Origin of the sequence: Cylindrospermopsis raciborskii Cr2010 (genome assembly GCF_003367075.2) — a bacterium.
GTDB lineage: Bacteria > Cyanobacteriota > Cyanobacteriia > Cyanobacteriales > Nostocaceae > Raphidiopsis > Raphidiopsis raciborskii.
The window spans coordinates 3,518,559-3,538,867 of record NZ_CP065936.1; the positions used below are offsets into that span (position 1 = coordinate 3,518,559).

Annotated in this window: 8 protein-coding genes; 7 read left to right on the forward strand and 1 reads right to left on the reverse strand. The window is 38.0% G+C overall.

The window, feature by feature from the left end; all coding sequences use genetic code 11:
• Positions 1-48 precede the first annotated feature (48 nt).
• Positions 49-6,510, reverse strand: a complete 6,462-nt coding sequence (locus tag C6N34_RS15865; protein ID WP_115538541.1) for a non-ribosomal peptide synthetase — start codon at positions 6,508-6,510, stop codon at positions 49-51.
• Between the two features lie 72 nt (positions 6,511-6,582).
• Here C6N34_RS15865 and C6N34_RS15870 point away from each other — a divergent pair, with 72 nt between their 5' ends.
• From C6N34_RS15870 to C6N34_RS15900, 7 genes are all read left to right on the forward strand, one after another.
• Positions 6,583-6,975: a helix-turn-helix domain-containing protein gene (locus tag C6N34_RS15870; RefSeq protein WP_236107115.1), complete on the forward strand. Its 393-nt coding sequence runs from the start codon at positions 6,583-6,585 to the stop codon at positions 6,973-6,975.
• Positions 6,972-7,478, forward strand: coding sequence for a transposase family protein (locus C6N34_RS15875; protein ID WP_006279026.1), 507 nt, complete (start codon positions 6,972-6,974; stop codon positions 7,476-7,478). The genes C6N34_RS15870 and C6N34_RS15875 overlap by 4 nt, the downstream gene beginning before the upstream one ends.
• 260 nt (positions 7,479-7,738) lie before the next feature.
• Positions 7,739-16,333 carry a non-ribosomal peptide synthetase gene (locus C6N34_RS15880; protein ID WP_115538280.1) on the forward strand — a complete coding sequence of 2,865 codons (8,595 nt, stop codon included), beginning with the start codon at positions 7,739-7,741 and terminating at the stop codon, positions 16,331-16,333.
• Between the two features lie 88 nt (positions 16,334-16,421).
• A complete protein-coding gene (locus C6N34_RS15885; protein WP_115538224.1) occupies positions 16,422-17,159 on the forward strand; it encodes a glycosyltransferase family 32 protein in 738 nt (245 codons plus the stop codon).
• A 136-nt stretch (positions 17,160-17,295) separates the two neighbouring features.
• Entirely contained in the window at positions 17,296-18,939 is a 1,644-nt protein-coding gene (locus C6N34_RS15890; RefSeq protein ID WP_115538225.1) for a glycosyltransferase family 39 protein, read from the forward strand.
• Positions 18,940-18,973: 34 nt separating this feature from the next.
• Positions 18,974-19,429: a GtrA family protein gene (locus C6N34_RS15895; protein WP_006276688.1), complete on the forward strand. Its 456-nt coding sequence runs from the start codon at positions 18,974-18,976 to the stop codon at positions 19,427-19,429.
• Positions 19,426-20,223, forward strand: coding sequence for a polyprenol monophosphomannose synthase (locus C6N34_RS15900; RefSeq protein ID WP_115538226.1), 798 nt, complete (start codon positions 19,426-19,428; stop codon positions 20,221-20,223). The genes C6N34_RS15895 and C6N34_RS15900 overlap by 4 nt, the downstream gene beginning before the upstream one ends.
• The last annotated feature ends 86 nt before the right edge of the window (positions 20,224-20,309 follow it).

A 20,309-nucleotide genomic window follows, 5' to 3' on the forward strand; every position in this document is an offset into this window, starting at 1 on the left:
TACCCAAAACTTTTAGTTTTGGGTAGGTGGTCGCCCCAGTAAAGGTAATTAATATTTAGACAGGATGCCATCATCAGTTAAGGTGACGGAACGGCGTGTGCGCGACGCTTTGGGGATTTCTATTTCTGGTAGTGCAGGTGATTCATCTCCTACTAAAAGTGCAATTTCTCCCGGGGTGCGATGAGTAAATAGCTCCGGTAAGGGAAATTCTGTGTCATATGTTTGACGCAAACTAATAGCTAACTGGGTGACTAACAGAGAGTCTCCACCAATCTCAAAGAAATCATCATCCACCCCCACTCGTTCTAATTTTAACAGTGATGCCATCAAGGAGCAAATAGTTGCCTCGCGGTCATTCCTGGGAGCAATGTAATCCTTTTTGATTGAGTTCCAATTATGTACTGGCAGTGCAGCATAATCAACTTTGCCATTGATAGTTAAAGGTATGGTCTCTATTGGCACAAAAACTGATGGAACCATATAATCAGGCAGTTTAGTTTTTAAAAACTTTCCTAGGTCATTTTGGGGTTGTGCCACACCACTAAATATCACGTAAGCAACTATGCGATTCTCACCGGTGGGAGACTTCTGGCATACTACTAGTGCTTGTTTGACATCAGGATGGCTAGTGATTACTAATTGAATCTCTTCCAGTTCAATCCGGAATCCACGTATTTTAATTTGTTGGTCAGCACGTCCGAGATATTGAATTTCTCCATCGGGTAAATATCTAGCTAGGTCTCCACTACGATATAACCGACTACCAGGTCTATGAGCATGGGGAATAAATCTTTGTGCGGTGAGTCCTGGTTGTTGAAGGTATCCCCTCGTCACCCCTGCACCGCCAATATAAATTTCTCCTGTAACTCCTGTGGGTGTGGGATCTAAATTCTCATCCAAGATATAAAGCTCTAAATCGGGAATTGACTGACCAATGACACTGGGACGATGGTTAAGATTATTGATAATGTCTTTCTGGGTAATTGGTCTATAGGTGACGTGTACGGTGGTTTCTGTAATACCATACATGTTAATCAACTCTGGTTGGGTATGACCATATAAGTCAATCCAGGGTTGTAGGTCGGCTAATTCCAGGGCTTCACCACCAAAAATCACATAGCGTAAGGATAATTTTTCTGGCTTTTGGCGGACAACGGAAATAAGTTGTTTGAATGCTGAAGGTGTTTGATTCAATACTGTAACTCTGTGTGTTGCCAGCATTTGCAAAAACTCCTTGGGTGAGCGCACTGTCCAATGGGGAACAACTACAACTTGACCACCATATAATAAACCACCCCACATTTCCCACACGGAGAAATCGAAAGCATAGGAATGAAACAAAGTCCAGATATCTTCACTATCAAAGTTAAACCAGGTTTCAGTGCTGTTAAACAAACGTATTACGTTAGCATGGGTGACTATACAACCCTTGGGTTGACCTGTGGAACCGCTAGTATAAATTACATAGGCTGCATTTTGCGGCAGTATGTTAACTTCTGGAGCTTGGGAATTCTCCTGCTCTATTTCTTCAGCAATATCCTCCAGAATAATCATTTCAGCTCCACATTCTGGTAGTTGGGAAATCACTGATCTTTGAGTAATTAAAAGCATAATTCCACTATCTCGGAAGAGAAATTCCAGGCGATCGCTAGGATAAGCCGGATCAATAGGGACATAAGCACCACCAGCTTTCAAAATGCCCAATATGCTAATAATTAATTGTTCAGAACGCTCTAAACATAGGCCTACCAGTGTTTCCGGTCCTATCCCCTTGGCTTGTAGATAATGGGCCAGACGATTGGCTTGGATTTCCAATTCTCCAAAACTGAGACTGGTTTGTTGATAGACTAGGGCTGTTTTATTAGCATGTTTGGCAACAGTTTGGTTAAAAGCAGAAACCAGAGTTTGGGAGGATACAAAGTCTTTCAGATTTTGATTAGCACTTTGAATCAGGTGTTGACGCTCTTGGCTAGAAATGAGCGATCGCCTGTGATATGGTGTTTGGGGATTGGTAACCATATCAAACATAGCAGCTTGGTAATAGTTGGCATACTGGTCAACTTGTGTGTCTGCAAATTGTTGGGTGTCGTAGATCAAATTCAGCTGTAGCGCTGCACTTCCAGGTACTAAACAAAATTCCGTTAAGAAGGGGAAATCTGTTTCCTCAAAAATATCCACATTTTCAACCTGAATTTGTGGCAAATTGAGCAGTCCTTCATAAACATGGAAATGAACATAGTTAAACCCCACGTCAAACAGAGGGCGCTGATCCAGAACCCGTTGAATTTCAGCGAGTGGGAATGTACGATGGGGAAGAATTTCCGTTTCCAAGCGGAAAACTGCTCGCACCAAGTCTAACCAGTTACCTTGCGGTAATTCTAAGCGGAAAGGTATAGTATTAACAAACAAGCCAAGTAAGTTTTCGCTACCACTAGTTTCCGGTCTAGCATTAATGACATTACCTGTAACTACCTGCTTTTGTCCAGTGATAAAGGAAAGAACCCGCAGATGCAAGGCTAGCAAAGATGTCTTTAAAGGAACACCGAGATTTTTAGTAATTTGACGCAGCTTTTCTGCTAATTTTGTATCAACAAGAACAGACATACGTTTGAGCTGACGTTTTTGATGACTTGCTGCTGTAGTTTTTGCCGTATTTGTACTTAAGCGTGGCAGGAAAGTGACTTGTAAATTCCTGAGATGTTGTAACCAGAATTCACGTACTGTATGATTAGTAATTACGTTTTGTTCCTGGGCAATAAAATCCTTGTAACTAATTTGGGTTACTGGTAGTGGTGGCAAATTTTCTGTGGCCAAATATTCCACATAACGCCTTAATAATTGTGTTAATAAAGTTGCCACACTCCAACCATCCAGGATAACATGATGAAAACTAAAACTAAAACTCAGTTTCAGATCAGAAACTCTGTGAATTTGCAAGCGGAAAAGGGGTGCTTGAGTAATATCAAAATTGTGATTCTTTTCTAACTCAATCCATTCCCTAATTTGTTCATCAGCATTATCACAACCCCGCAAATCAACAACACTTAAAGGTAATTCCACCTGTTCATGCACCATTTGCAGTGGTTGACTATATCCTGTCCAGTGGAAGGAAGTCCTTAACACCGGATTAGCTGAACAAATATCGGCAATTGCTTGCTTCCAAGCCAATTCTGAATAACCTATTTGCAGATCAAAAGTGAAAATCTGATGAAAAATTGCCGAATCAGGATCTAATTCACTATGATATAGCATTCCACTCTGTAAACTAGAGAGGGGATAAGCATCTCCCACATCTTGTGGTAAAAGCAGTTTATCAGCATCAGAGACCAGAGCAGAACCTATGTTAGGAAGTTTCTTAACCCCATCCCCAGATGTAATTATAGCTTTCTTGGTAGCCAAATAACGAACCGTTGCTAACTCATATAGTTCTCCAGCAGAGATTAAAAAACCCGCATTTTTGGCCCTAGCAACCACTTGTAAAGCCAAAATAGAATCCCCACCTATCTCAAAGAAATTATCATCAATGCCAACCTTTTGCAAGCCAAGAATTTCTGCCACTATTGTACACAATATTTCTTCATCCAGATTGCGAGGAGCGATGTAGTCTTCCTCTACCCTTAACAAATTCCAATCTGGCATGGGTAAGGCCTTAATATCAACCTTGCCATTGACATTCAAGGGAAGAACCTCTAGCTTAACATAAGCTGCGGGAATCATATAATCTGGCAACTTATTTTTCAGGTATTGACGCAATTCATGAGCAGTCGGTGAAGACTCATCTGGGACATAATAAGCAACTAAACGCTTTTCTTCCTCCCATTCATCCGTAATAACTACTGCTTCCCGTACTTGATAATGAGATATTAAAGCTGCTTGAATTTCTCCTAACTCAATGCGGAATCCGCGAATTTTGACTTGTTGGTCTATTCTGCCCAAATACTCTAAATCCCCATTAGGTAATCTCTTGGCCAAATCACCGCTACGGTACATTCTTCCACTCCCAAAGGGATTGGGCAAAAACCTTTCTGCTGTTAAAGCAGGACGATTCAAATAACCATTAGTTACTCCCGCACCACCTACATAAATTTCTCCGGGAATTCCATCAGCTACAGGTGATAATTTCTCATCCAAGAGATATATATGAAGATCGGCGATTTCCTTACCTATAAAACTTCCCCTAACTTTTAAATCCTGACGGGTAATAGGACGATAGGTAACATGAACGGTAGTTTCTGTAATACCATACATGTTGATCAAGTAGGGTTTTTTATCCCCATACCTTTCCAACCAGGGTTGTAGGCTTTGTATATTTAAAGCTTCGCCACCAAACATTATATAGCGTAGATATATATCCTGTACGCTACTTTGATCTGCGTGAATCAACTGGTAAAAAGCTGAAGGTGTCTGATTGAGCACTGTTACCTTTTCGGTGCTGAGAAATTCTCGGAATTTTTCAGGATTTCTGCTTAACCAGAAAGGTACAACAATTACCTTGCCACCGTATAGTAAGGCACCCCATAATTCCCATACGGAAAAATCAAAAGCAAAGGAATGAAATAGAGTCCAAATATCTTTTTCATTAAATCCAAACCAAGGTTCTGTAGCACGCATTAGACGAATAGCATTTTTGTGAGTAACAACACAACCCTTGGGAGTTCCCGTAGACCCACTAGTGTAAATAATATAAGCAGGAAAATCCGGCTTAATACTAATTATTGGTAATGTATTTGCCTGTTTAGCAAGTGCTAAATTGATTGATTCGATGGTAAGGGTACTGATATTTTCAGTGACTAATTCTGCTATTAGGGATGTTTCTGTAATTAGTGTTGTCATGCCACTATCTTGCACAATGAATTGGCGACGTACACTGGGAGCATGGGGATCAATGGGAACATAAGCTGATCCAGTTTTTATGATAGCCAAAATTGCAACTATTATCTGTTCAGAACGCTCCAAACAAATCCCCACCCGTGATCCTGGTTTTACCCCCTGACTAATTAAGTAATTGGCCAATCGATTGGCTTGATCATTTAATTCTGTGTAGCTAAGAAACTTTTTATAAAGTTCTCCATCAAATTGAACTGCTAGATTTTGTGGGTATTGAGAAACGACCTTTTCAAAAGCAGAAACCAGTGTTTCTGTATCATCGGCAAAGAATTTTGTTGATGGAGAGTCCGGTTGGCTTATGTTTATAGTTTCTGAATCACAAATGGCAAGATCGCCAATCGAAATTTCCAAATTAGTAGCAGCTTGGGTAAACAAAGTTTCAAAACTTCTTACTATCTCCCCAACTGCTTCCCCATCTAAATAAGAAAGGTTATAGTCAAAGTCTATTTTTACATCGTCAGTTTTTTCATATTCTCGCACGTAAATAATTAAGGGGACTTTTTGTTGCTGACTATAAAGAGGAACACATGTAGTTTTGGTATTAGGTAAACTGTCAGCATAGTCGTGCCTTTCATAAGAAAGAAAAACCTCAAATAAATGCTGCTTGCTGGTGGCTTTTAACCCAGAAAGCTGTTTCATTTCCGCTAAAGGAAACTTTTGATGGCGATAGTCCTGACGTAATGAGTAACGAATCTTGTCTAATAATTGATGAATTGTGTTTTCTTGCTCGACTTCCAGTCTAAAGGGAATGGTACTCACAAACATTCCAATGGCATCTTTAAAAATATTTTTACTGCGATTCAATAAAGATAAACCTACAACTACATCATTTTTTAGATAATGTTTACTTACGTAAATAGCAATTAAGCTTAAAATAAAATGAAACACATTTGATTTAACATTTTTACAAAGCTCATCAACTTGATCATACTGGTGACGAGGAATGTAAATAGAATGCCTTTTTCCATCAAGTTCTTGTGGTTGTTTGATAGGGTGAAAAATCATCGGGGATAGATTATTGAGCCGTTGTTGCCAATAATGCCGATCCCGCATAAAAATATCCGATGCTAAATACTTTGTTTCCTCCTCTATATATTCTGTGATTACCCAGTCTCTTGTTTCTTGATCTTCCCTACCCTCTTGGAGGATTTGATTATAAGTTTTAATAACTTCCCGAAAGAATATTGCTGCTCCCCAACCGTCCGTAATAACATGATGATACTTAGCGTAAACTATATGCTTATCATCACAAACCTTAATCAACTGAAAGTCAGCTAAGGTAGCATTTTCACCAAAAGTAAGGGGTTTGATGAATTCCTGGTTTATGTAATTTTCAGCCTGTTCATCACTGTTGTCATGACCAGAAAAGTCAATAAAGGGAATATGATTACTTGTATGACTTGCGATAGTTTGGAAAGGTTCGCCATCAACTTCATAAATTCTTGTTTTTAGTCCTGGATGGCAATCAATTGTTTTGCTCATCGCGTAATTAAGAATTTCCCGATCAAAAATCCCACGAACAGTCACAGTTGCGCCTATATGCATATGGCAACTATTTGGGGACATGATTTGATCAACATAGATTTCTTTTTGATTTGTTGATAATGGTAATATCTGGTTCACAAATTTAGTTCCTGTAATAGAGTTGTTGGAAAATAAGGGATAATAATCAAGCAGACAAGTAGGGTGACATTAATGTTGAACTTAGACCGCATCCTGAATCAAGAGCGACTGCTACGAGCAATGACTGGACTTAACCGCCAAGCATTCAACGAGCTGTTATCTCAGTTTGCTGATACCTATGAACGCACCGTGTTCAACTCCTTAGCAAACCGCAAACGTGCGCCCGGGGGCGGACGCAAGCCTACACTCAGAAGTATAGAGGAAAAACTATTTTATATCCTGCTGTACTGCAAATGTTATCCGACGTTTGACTTGCTGAGTGTGTTGTTCAACTTTGACCGCTCCTGTGCTCATGATTGGGTACATCGACTACTGTCTGTGCTAGAAACCACTTTAGGAGAAAAGCAAGTTTTGCCAGCACGCAAACTCAGGAGCAGGAATTCACCAAAAGGTTTCCAGATGTGAAGGAGGTGATTGTGGATGGTACGGAGCGTCCAGTCCAGCGTCCTCAAAACCGAGAACGCCAAAAAGAGTATTACTCTGGCAAGAAAAAGCGGCATACATGCAAGCAGATTACAGTCAGCACAAGGGAGAAACGAGTGATTATTCTGACGAAAACCAGAGCAGGTAAAGTGCATGACAAACGGCTACTCCATGAATCAGAGATAGTGCAATACATTCCTGATGAAGTAGCAATAGAGGGAGATTTGGGTTTTCATGGGTTGGAGAAAGAATTTGTCAATGTCCATTTACCACACAAGAAACCGAAAGGTAAGGAGTTAACACAGCAGCAAAAGGAGGAGAATCGAGAACTCAGTCGTCAGCGAGTTGTGTGTGAGCACGCTCACTCTGGAATTAAGAGATATAACTGTGTACATTCTGTATATAGGAATCGTGTGACCGATTTTGATGATCAATTGATGTTGGTCAGTGCAGGGCTATGGAACTTCTATTTAGATGCAGCATAAATTCAATCGGGATGGGGGAAGTTCTGTCATCCGGAAATATGCTTTTATTTCCCAACAGCTCTCTTCAACTAAAACAAGATCTAACAGCGATAAGATAATACAAAGCTTATGTTGCAAACTATAATAAAAACTTATCATTCTTTTTTTTAAGTTTTTCAGGTGAATTTTTGGAAAACTATTGACACAATTGGCATTATGTGAGACTGTTTTGTGGGATTCATTTTATTGACAGCCAACAGGCAAATATAGACAGAGTTAATATGACAAACTTTTCACAAGCGGATGATATAGATCTATTGGGATTGCTATTGGAAGAAGAAGGAATTGAACTAGAAATCAAGGAAGTAGTTCCCCGTGTAGGATCCACGGAAGCGCCCACTTCTTTTCAACAAAGACGACTATGGTTTCTCTATGAATTAGAACCTACATCCTCAGCTTATAACATTTGTTCTATTTTTGATCTGAAAGGAACACTAAATATAACAGCTTTACGGGTTGCATTCAAGCAGTTACAACAACGTCATGAAAGCCTGCGAACTACATTTATGGATGTTGATGGAGAGCCTTGGCAGAAAATCCATGCTAATAGTGCAACTGAATTAAGACTGGAAGATTGGAGCAATGATAGGAGTGAGGATAAAAGACCAGAAATAATAGCTGAAATTGCTCGTCATGAAAGTGATCATCAGTTCAACCTGCAAACAGGTCCCCTGATCCGTGCCCAACTGTTTAAAATTGAGTCAAAACAACATATTCTTAGTATTAACCTACATCATATTATTGCTGATGCTTGGTCCGTTGGCATAATTCTGGAAGAAATTGCTATGCTTTATCAGGCAGAAATTTCCAAAACTCCAATGGCATTACCAGAATTAAAATTCCAATATACAGATTATGCCCTGTGGCAAAAAGGAAATTTCCAGAATTCTAATATTTTAGAAAAAAGCCTGACCTATTGGGAAAAACAACTAGCCCAATTGCCAACTTTACAGTTCCCCTTGGATTTTCCCAGACCGCGATTACAAACATTTCGCGGAGGCTTAATTAAATTTGAGATATCAAAAGAAACAACCAATAGGATCCGCAACTTTATCGTAAAAGAGGGTGCAACCTTATTTATGTTTCTGATGGCTGTATTCCAAACTTTACTTTCCCGTTACACTGGACAGGAAGATATAGCCGTAGGGACTTCGATTGCTAACCGTCCATCGGACTCAGAAAACCTAATTGGTTTTTTCGTCAATATGTTAGTAATTCGTACTAACTTAGCCGATGAACCTAACTTTAATTCCTTATTAAAAACCGTAAAGAAAACAATTTTATCTGCTTTTGAGCATAAAGAAATTCCCTTTGAAACTTTAGTCGAAAAATTGAATTTACCAAGGGACACCAGTAGAAATCCTTTATTTCAGATTGCTTTTACCCTATTAAACGCACCTAAACCGCAGTTTGGTACTGGTGATTTGGAAGTTTGCATATTAGCAACTCAGGAAGCAGCACGTTTTGACTTAGAACTGTTCATTACCGAAACGGAAGACACTTTAAATGGAGCTGTATCGTACAACATTGATTTGTTGAAAAGAGAAACTGTAGAAAGGCTTGCCCGTCATTTTTGTCAACTGTTAGAGAGCGTACTTGCTCAACCCGAGATACCAGTTAGTCGCTTACCTTTTTTGCTCTCAGAAGAAATAGCTGTTTTGGCACCGTCTCAACCTGCACAAACTTTTCCCGTGCATTTCTGTTTGCATGATATATTTACTGAGCAGGCCAAATTGCGTCCTCAGCAAACCGCACTAATATTTGGGCAAGAAAGACTGACATATTCAGAAGTAAATTATCGTGCCAACCAATTAGCACACTATTTAATGCGTGTTGGAGTAAAACCGGAAGCAAGAGTGGGACTATGGTTATCTCGGTCATTGGATTTGGTCATAGGGATTATCGCAATTTTGAAAGCTGGAGGTGTTTACGTTCCCTTTGACCCCAACTATCCAAGGGATCGTATAACCTATATGTTGGAAGATAGTCAAATTAGAGTTCTGCTAACCCACAGCGAATTTGAAGCTCAAATACCATTTGATTTTACCAATAATAACATACTTACTATATTTATTGATAAATACAAGTCTGAATTCACTCAAGAGGTAACAACAGAACCGGAAGTATTAATTCTTCCCGATAACGCTGCTTACATTATTTATACCTCTGGTTCCACGGGAAAACCCAAAGGAGTTGTGGTTACCCATCGTCATGTGGTGCGGTTAATGTTATCGACTGAGAAGTGGTTTAAATTTAACGCCAAGGATGTTTGGACACTCTTTCACTCCTGTGCTTTTGATTTCTCAGTTTGGGAAATTTGGGGGGCATTATTCTATGGTGGTGTTTTAGTGATCGTCCCCTATCTAATCAGTCGATCACCGGAGGAATTCTATAACTTACTGTGCGAAGAAAAAGTTACGGTTTTAAATCAAACCCCCTCAGCTTTTCAGCAACTAATCCAGGCAGAATCCACACTCTGTCGAGAGGGAGAATTAGAATTACGGTATGTGATTTTTGGTGGTGAAGCATTGGATTTAGCTAGTTTAGAACCCTGGTTTGAAAGGCACGATGATCAGTTTCCACTACTTGTAAATATGTACGGAATTACGGAGACTACAGTTCATGTAACCTACCTTCCCCTTACTTTTAAGGATGTCAAAAAAGGATCAGGCAGTTTAATTGGTAAACAAATTCCTGACCTTTCTTTATATATTTTAGATCGTCATCTGCAACCTGTTCCCATAGGTGTTGTAGGAGAAATGTATGTGGGTGGTGCAGGTGTTACTCGTGGTTATTTTCACCGTCCTCAACTAACAGCAGAACGGATGATTCCCAACCCATTTGCCACCAATGATCTCACATCGGTACGTCTCTATAAAACCGGTGATTTAGCCCGTTTTCTGGATAATGGAAACATTGAATATATAGGACGCAATGATCATCAGGTTAAGATTCGTGGGTTTCGCATAGAATTAGGTGAAATTGAAGCACTTATTAAAAGTCACCCAGAAGTAAGAGATGCCCTGGTAATTGCCAGAGAGGAAAGCAAAGAAGATGTGAGGTTGGATGCTTACATAATTCCTATAAATCAAATTGCTAATACTGAAACTTTAACACAAGAACAAACTCAGGAATGGCAATATACCTTTAATGATACCTATAATATAACCTCAGGGGAAACTGAAGAAGACTTTAATATTATTGGTTGGAATAGCAGCTATAGTAATCAGCCCATTCCTGGGGTTGAAATGCGCCAATGGCTCAACAATACTCTACTGAGAATACAATCCCTCAAGCCTAGGAAAGTTTTGGAAATTGGTTGCGGTACGGGTATGATTTTATTAAATATTGCTCCCCAAGTAGAATCTTACTGGGGAACGGATTTTTCCCAAGCTGCAATTAATCGCCTGGATACTATTGTTAAAAACCGCTCTCTAAAAAACGTCAACCTACTAACTAGGGAAGCAATTGATTTTTCAGAAATTCCCACTGGTTATTTTGACACTGTTGTTATTAACTCTGTTGCGCAATATTTTCCATCAATTGAGTATTTGCAACAGGTCATTAAAAGTGTTTGGCAATTATTAAAAACCGGAGGAAGTTTATTTATTGGTGATAATCGAAATTTGTCACTGTCAAATTATTTCTACGCTAGCGTTGCTTATTTTCAGGCTAATGACAACACTGATTGTGAAACATTTAAAACTCAGGTTAGACGCATTGCAAAAAAAGAGAACGAATTAATTATTGCTCCGCATTTCTTCACTGATTTAAGAAAATCATTTCCTGACTTAACAGCTGTAGAAATTCAAATTAAGTCGGAAAATAATGAAAATGAGCTGACTAAATACCGTTATGATGTGATCTTACATAAGTTAGGTATATCAACAGAACAACCACCAGAAATTATCTGGCGAGATTGGGAGACTGACAATTTACAATTGACGGATTTAAAACAGCAAGTTATTGAAATGAGATCTATCGGTTGGCATAGTGTACCTAATGGTCGGCTAAGTAAAGATGCTGCCATTTACCAATGGATGTTAAAAAACAGCCACGAAAATGAACAAAAAACCATTGGTGAATTAAGAACTGTGCTCAATAACATTCATGAGCCAAAAGGGTTCAATCCAGCAGATTTTTATGCTATTGCTCAAGAAATTGGTTCGGAAGTAAGTATTAGTTATTCACCGGGAAAAGTAGATTGTTTTGATGTATGTTTTTATCCTGTGAGCCACAAAAAATTCATGGTACCATCAATGCCAATTATCAATGATTTAAGTGATTCATTGGATCGAGATGATCACCCATATTGGATTGATCCCCTCCAAAGTAGATTTACCAAATTCCTAATTTCTCAATTGAAGCAAAGGTTAGAGGAGAAATTACCAGAATATATGTGTCCCTCGGCCTTTATGATTTTAGAAAATTTCCCTCTTACCCCCAGTGGTAAGCTGGACAGACGTGCCCTACCCATACCAGATCGGGATTTAACAATTAATCAACAATCCCTGGTGTTACCTAAAACTCCTACGGAACAGAAACTATCTCAACTATGGATGGATGTTTTAGGAATTGATAAAATTGGCGTTACGGAGGATTTCTTCCATTTGGGAGGACATTCACTTTTAGCAACTAAATTGGTGTCTCGTATTAGGGAGGAATTTAATGTAGCCTTACCTTTACGGTCAATTTTTGAATATTCAACCATTGCTCGGTTAGGAGACGAAATTGACTGTTTAATTAATGTAAATACTACTAAAACAGGCCCAGAAGATATTATTCCTGTTTCTAACCGAGAAAATTTACCCCTTTCTTTCTCCCAATCTCGACTCTGGTTTTTAGATCTATTAGAAAAAGAAAATGCCGCGTATAATATATCAGTAGCTTTTCATTTAGAAGGAGATTTAAATGTAGATGCACTACGAGAAAGCTGGCAAAATATTATTCAACGTCATGAGGTGTTGCGCACAACTTTCGATAATCTGCAAGGATCCCCAATTCAGACAGTTCATGACTGGTTGGAATTAAAATTAACCATAACAAATCTCAGTTGTTTAGACTTTCAAACCCAACAAGAAACATTGAGAAGGTCAATACAAGAAGTGGTTATTACTCCCTTTAATCTTAAACAGCTACCATTACTACGTATCCATCTCTATCAATTATCTGACAATATTAGTGTTTTGTTGTTGGTCATACACCATATTATCGCTGATGGTTGGTCTTTGGGAGTCATGGTTAAAGAGTTATCCTTGTTCTACACGGCCATCTGTCAAAGAAATATCCCATCTATACCCCCTCTATCCATACAGTATGGAGATTTTGCCAATTGGCAACGGGAAGTTTTTCAGAAAACACAACTACCTATACAACTAGCTTACTGGAAACAAAAACTAACAGGTGCAAATCAAATTTTAGAACTACCAACAGATTACCCTCGTTCCCCAATTCCGAGTTATCAAGGTAGTGCTGTAAACTTTGCAGTTGATCAACAAACCACTCAAGAATTTAAAAAACTATGCGAATCTCAAGGTGCCACTTTATTCATGGGTTTGTTGGTGGTATTTAGCATTTTGCTTATGCGCTATTCAGGACAAGAAGACTTATTAATTGGTACGCCAATTGCTAACCGTAATCGTAAGCAGACCGAAGATTTAATCGGTTTTTTTGTCAATACTTTGGTCATCAGAAATAACTTGAGTGGTAATCCTAATTTTATCAACTTACTCTCTAGAACTAAGGAAGAAACTCTACAAGCTTATGCTCATCAAGATGTACCCTTTGAAAAGATAGTAGAGGAAATAAATCCACAAAGAAATCTCAGTCAGCATCCATTATTTCAGGTAATGTTCGTCTGGCAAAATGCACCTATGAATAAGTTGGAACTACCTAACTTACAACTAGCTCCTTGGAGATTGGAACAAAGATTAGCGAAGTTTGATTTGACCTTGTTAATGACGGAAACTGAACAGGGAATTGATGGAACATGGGAATATAGGACAGATTTATTTGCACTAGAAACAATTAATAGAATGATCGGTCATTTTGAAACTCTATTAAAGGGTATTATTGCTGAACCACAAAAACCAATTACTCATTTACCTGTACTTACTAGCCACGAGAAAAATCAACTACTCTTTCAATGGAATCAAACGCAATTTGAGTACCCTTTGTATCAACAAAATAAGTGCCTGCATCAATTGTTTGAATTACAAGTAGAGAAAACACCTAATAATGTAGCTGTAGTTTTTAAAAATCAAAGTCTTACCTATTTTCAATTAAATCAAAGAGCTAATCAATTGGCCCATTATTTACAATCCCGTGGTGTCCGACCAGATGTATTGGTAGGAATTTGTATGGAGCGTTCATTAGAAATGGTAATTGGTTTACTGGGAATTTTAAAAGCTGGTGGTGCTTATGTTCCCATGGATTCCAATTATCCCCGGGAACGTCTTGACTTTATGTTAGTAGATGCTGGAATTTCTCTATTATTAACACAAGAAAACCAGGTCACAACTCTAGATATTTTACCTCCGCACCAAATCATTTGCCTAGATAAGGAATGGCAAGTTATTGCTCAAGAGGATACACATAATCCCTCTACTAATTTAGTAGTAGAAAATCTTGCATATCTTATCTACACATCTGGCTCGACTGGTCAACCCAAAGGAGTGATGATAAGCCATAGTGCTATTTGTAATCACATGTTGTGGATGCAAAAAACCTTTAGTTTTGGGGAAAGGGAAAAAGTATTACAAAAAACACCTTTTAGTTTCGATGCTTCTGTATGGGAATTTTACGCACCTCTATTAACAGGTGGACAGTTAATAATTGCCGAAAAAGATGGACACAAGGATGTTTCTTACCTGTTGAAATTAATTTGTGAGCAACAAGTAACAGTTCTACAAATGGTTCCTTCCTTACTACAAATGTTCCTAGAATATGGGGAGATAGAAAATTGTCATTCCTTAACACATATCTTCTGTGGGGGTGAAGCTTTACCAGTAGCTATGGTAGAAAATTTATTGAGCAAACTAAATGTTAACTTTCACAACCTCTATGGACCTACGGAAGCCTGTATTGATGCTACTTTTTTAAGCTTCACAAAAGAAAACAATCACTATATTAAACAAAATATGCTTCCCATTGGTCGTCCCATCGCTAATACACAAACTTATGTTCTTGATGCTCACTTACAACCAGTTCCCATTGGGGTTCCAGGTGAACTATACATAGGTGGTATGGGACTAGCACGTGGTTATTGCCAACTTCCGCAATTAACTAGAGATAAGTTTATTGCTCATCCCTTTAGCGATAATCCAGATTCACGTCTTTATAAAACAGGAGACTTAGTTCGTTACCTTCCCGATGGAAACATTGAATTTATAGGACGCATTGACCACCAAGTTAAAATACGCGGTTTCCGCATTGAACTGGGAGAAATTGAAGCTGTATTGACTCAACATCCCAATGTACTGAATGCAGTTGTAGTTATTTCTGGAGACTCATCTGCCACTAACAGTTTAATTGCTTATTATGTAAGCACAGAAAAGCAATTTACCTCTTCGGGTGTGTTACGTGATTTCCTCAAAGAAAAGTTACCCGATTATATGATACCTAACAGTTTTATAGTTTTAGACCATCTACCCATGACACCAAATGGGAAGATTGATAGGAAGCTATTGGCTGGGTTGAATATAAACAGGAATTTTGATGCTCATCAACATGTTTCCCCTCGCACACTTTTAGAATATAAACTAGTAGAAATATGGGAGGAAATTCTCCAAGTCAGTCCAATAAGTGTAACTGAAAACTTTTTTGATTTAGGTGGTCATTCTCTTTTAGCCATCAGATTGATAGCTGCTATTGAGCAAAAGTTAAAATGTAATTTACCTGTGGTTTCTCTATTTAGAGAGGGGACTATAGAGAAAATTGCCCTATTGTTAGACCAAGATCACCAAAAAGCAAGCAATCATTCAGATATTCTAATTCCTCTGCAAACTCAAGGCGATTTGCTACCTTTATTTTTAGTCCACCAAGCAGGAGGTTATGGTTTATCCTATTCGGTTCTAGCTGAAAAATTGGCTGTAGGTATGGGTAAAAAACTGCCCATCTATGCTATTCAGTCACCTGGATTAGATGGTAAACAATCACCCTTAGAAAGCATTGAAGAAATGGCAAATACCTACATTCATACCATTCGAGAAATACAGCCCCATGGACCTTACTTATTAGGTGGACATTCTTTAGGGGGATTAATTGCCTTTGCCATGGCTAGTCAATTGGAAGCTATGGGAGAACAAATTGAGCGCGTATTGATTATAGATACCCATCCACCTATGCCAACGGATGAAACTATAGCTTCTTTGGAGGATAATGCAGGAATTATTTGTTTTATGGTGGAGCAAATAGCATTATTTTTTAATAAAAATGTGACTATCAATTATCAGACAATTTCTAGTTTGGATCAAGATTCCCAGTTAGACTATGTTGCACAAACATTAGAACAACATAATCTGATTCCACCCAACTCAGGAAATAGTTTAATTGCTCGTCTCATTAAGGTTTATAAGGCTAATTTACGCGCTAGTGTAGTCTATCAACCACCTGTAAATAGGTCTAATATTACACTATTTATAACTCCCTCCCTAGCAGCTAAATTTCCCAATGACCCCACTGTTGGATGGCAAAAGTTAACCACTCAAAAAGTCCAAGTTTGTCGCGTTATGGGTGAACATCAAACTATGTTAAAAGAACCTGAAGTGGAAAATTTGGTCACGGAAATCATGGCTACATTAGTAAACACTCCTTAACTAATTAGGTCATTGGCATTGAGTAAAAATCTGCTTAAATATGACTAAAAAATCTATTAAACAAAAAAACTAAATTACTTAGAATGAAATGAGTAAAATTCCCCAGATTATCCATCAAATTTTTTTTCTAGGAGCAGCAGCAGTACCGGAAAAATATCGACGTTATCAACAAACAGTTTTACAAAATCATCCCCATTGGGAATACCAATTTTGGGATGAACGCAAAGCTAGAGGATTTATGACAGATAATTATCCCTGGTTCCTACCAGTATTTGATGCTTATCCTCATGATATTCAGCGTCGTGATGCCATACGTTATTTCATACTCTATCACTATGGTGGGTTTTACTTAGATATGGATGTAGAAAGTATAAAACCACTGGATAATTTATTGGCAGATTTCGAGCTTATTCTATCCAAGTTGGTAGGTTTTAGTAATGCAATTATGGGTAGTATTCCCAAGCATCCTCTGTGGTTGAAAGTGTTTGAGGAATTAAAAAACCGTCAACATAACTCAGACCATAAAATAATGCCACTTTATGTTGGACATAGTACTGGACCAATTATGCTTAACGACTGCGTGGTTGGGGGTAAATTTGATCAAAATTCTAATGTTCTAGTCTGTCCAGGATATATTTTTGAGCCAGGTGCACCCATGGAACTTAATGGTAAAATCTTCAAGAGTCACGTTAACCCAGAGACTTATACTATACATCACATGACCACTTCTTGGTTACCTAGAAAACACCAAATAGCCAGGTTTTTATTCGGGTTGATGTTAGAACCATACTGGTTTTTTCGATCTTTATTTAAAGGCAAAATTTAATTTATGAACCAAAACTTTCGGGAGAACCACAAAAAAACAATTGGAGGACGGCTAGACAAAATTGAGTTCTACTTTAGATGAAAATTTTAGGTACTGAGCGATCGCTTCAAAAAAAGTCGTTAGGAAATTAGGACAAATGCCAAATTTAGAATTAAAAACAAAAACACCAACTTGGTTAAAAATTGCAGTAGTAGTTCTGATAGGACTAAGTATTTTCTGTCGCTGGGTAAGTTTAGACAAAAAAATTTACTGCTGCGACGAAAACTGGACATCTGTAGCAATTTCTGGACACACATTAGTTGAGTTACAAAAGGAACTTTCTGAACATGAAGGCATAATTCCTATCAATAACTTTCAAAAGTATCAACACATAAGTCCAGAAAAGCATGTAAGTGATACAGTTAATTATTTAATCACCTCAGACCCCCAACATCCCCCATTGTACTACATTATGGTCAGACTATGGGCCCAGATATTTGGTGATTCCCCCACGGGAATAAGGAGTTTATCGGCAATTATTAGTTTGTTAATATTTCCGGGTGTATTTTGGATATGTTTAGAGTTGTTTGAGTCTGGAATTGTGGCATGGATAGCAATGGGATTAATTGCTGTTTCTCCCTTACAGCTATATTTTGCTCAAGAGGCTCGCCAATATGCTTTATGGATGGTAGAAATTCTCATATCCAGTACTGCTTTATTGAGATCCATCAGAAAAGAAAATACACTCAGCTGGGTTTTGTATAGCCTAACCTTGATTCTGGGACTATATACCCACTTATTAACAGGTTTCATGATTATATCTCACGGAATTTATGTGATTATTCAACAACAGTTTCGTCTCACCAAAACCTTGATTAACTATATAATTTATACAATCATAGCTTTGTTGATATTTTTACCTTGGCTAATTGTATTCATAAATCATCTCGATACAGGAGTATCATTAATTTCTGGCTACAGTGTTAGATATACGGATATTCCCTTAGAGTTAATTGCCGTTTTTCTTGTTCGAGCTACTAGGACATTTTTTGATCTTGGTTTGGCTAAACCATTAGGATCCTTTAGTTATTTTTCTGATGAAGGGGCTTTGTACTATACTCTTATTTCCCTGATCTTCGGCTTATTTTTAATAAGCTATCTCATATTTTGTTTTTGTAAGGATATTAAAAATGAAACTTATCTTTTTCTTTTTTGTCTAGGGGGATTTCCTAGTATATTATTGATCTTATATGATATAATTTTGGGTGGATCTCGTTCCATACAAGTACGATATGAATTGCCCTTGTATATCTGTTTAGAAATTGCCATAGCATATATTTTAAGTTTTGCCTTTCCAATTTTACAAGAAAAGACTTGGCGGAGAAAAATAGCCCAATTAATGATGGTATTACTTATTTTTTCCGGACTAGTTTCTGATGTCAAATTCTTTCAGTCCCAAAATTCGTGGACGCAATCAGGTAGCACATTTATCATGGAAACAATTCAGGCTATTAACGAAGCAGACTCACCTTTATTGGTAATAAATAATGCTGCTGTACATTTGGGAGGAATATTAGCTTTGACTCATTATTCCCCAGGAATTTCTCTGCTAACGAATAAAGATGTTGAACCTTTAGTAATTCCGGAGAATTATAATCAGATTTTTTTTGTAGATAACAATAGTCATTTATTTCGTAAACTAAAGGATAATCAAAACTATTGTATGAAAACAATACAAAAAATTACCACTAATCACTCAGTAACTGTAGGAGGTTTATGGAGATTTGAGAAGAAGGTTTAGAGCAATATTAAATAAAAGTTAGTAAATCAACAGTATGATAAATAAAATTAGCTTAAGTCGGTACGGAATATTTATTAGTCGGTTAATTCGTTTTGCGTTGGTGGGTTTTAGCGGTGTAATAGTGGATCTAGGAGGTTTTTATTTTCTACATAGCCTATTAGGTTTAAACCTAACTCCTAGTTCGATGCTATCAACCGAATTAGCAATCATTAATAATTTCTTCTGGAATGATATTTGGACATTTGGTGACGTAGTTCAGAAAGAAAATTTAGTTTTAGACAACAGTCACAGATTACAAAGGTTTTTTAAGTTTAACTTAATTTGTTTGTTGGGTTTAATTCTCAATAGTTTAATTGTGAACTTTTTGGTTTATAAGTTTGCTATAAATGCTTATCTAGCCAAATTGATAGCCATCATTTGTGTGATTTCCTGGAATTTTGGTATGAACATGAGGTTTAATTGGCAGGTGATGGAGAAAAAAGAATCATGACCAATAATAGCAGTAAGGACTTAGTATTAGCCCCTTCTGGAAGCCTAGAAATTACCGCATTGTCGGAAGTTTCATCATCAGTTAAGCCAGTTTATTTGTCATTGGTTATCCCGACCTATAACGAAAGCAAAAACATTTTGGCAGTGGTCTATCTCTTGAGTGATTTGCTCAATGAGGCCTTAGTAGATAATTACGAATTGATTGTGGTGGATGATGATAGCTATGATCGCACCTGGGAAATTGCTCAGGAACTAACCAAAGATTACCCCCGTCTGCGGGTGATGCGTCGTCAGGGAGAACGAGGCCTATCTACAGCAGTAATTAGAGGTTGGCAGATAGCTCAAGGGGAAATACTAGGAGTAATTGATGGTGATTTACAGCATCCACCAGAAGTATTACTCAAGTTATTGAAAGCGATGGATCAAGAAGCAGATATTGCCGTGGCCAGTCGTAATATAACTGGAGGTGGAACCAGTGATTGGCAATGGCATAGGCGGTTTTTGTCACGGGGAGCGCAATTTTTAGGACTGCTGATTTTGCCTGATATCGTCAGTCGGGTTTCCGATCCGATGAGTGGTTATTTCTTAGTGCGTCGAAAGGCGATCGCACAGAAATTAATGAGTCCTTTGGGCTATAAGATTTTAATTGAAGTCCTGGGGCGAGGTGAGATTAACCATATTATTGAGGTTGGCTATGTGTTTCAGGAACGTCAAGAAGGAGCAAGCAAAGTGACTTGGCGACAGTATATAGAATACCTGATACATTTAGTGCGACTGAGGTTTCATGTGGTATAGTACAAATTTTCTTTATTTTTCACATCTAAAGCACTGTTAGCTTCGTGTAAAATAACATATTTAGGTTTGGCAACTGGGTGTTGCCA

Coding starts and splice junctions, on each gene's coding strand:
- C6N34_RS15885 (WP_115538224.1), top strand. CDS start 16,422: ATGAGTAAAATTCCCCAGATTATCCATCAAATTTTTTTTCTAGGAGCA.
- C6N34_RS15890 (WP_115538225.1), top strand. CDS start 17,296: ATGCCAAATTTAGAATTAAAAACAAAAACACCAACTTGGTTAAAAATT.
- C6N34_RS15900 (WP_115538226.1), top strand. CDS start 19,426: ATGACCAATAATAGCAGTAAGGACTTAGTATTAGCCCCTTCTGGAAGC.
- C6N34_RS15880 (WP_115538280.1), top strand. CDS start 7,739: ATGACAAACTTTTCACAAGCGGATGATATAGATCTATTGGGATTGCTA.
- C6N34_RS15870 (WP_236107115.1), top strand. CDS start 6,583: ATGTTGAACTTAGACCGCATCCTGAATCAAGAGCGACTGCTACGAGCA.
- C6N34_RS15895 (WP_006276688.1), top strand. CDS start 18,974: ATGATAAATAAAATTAGCTTAAGTCGGTACGGAATATTTATTAGTCGG.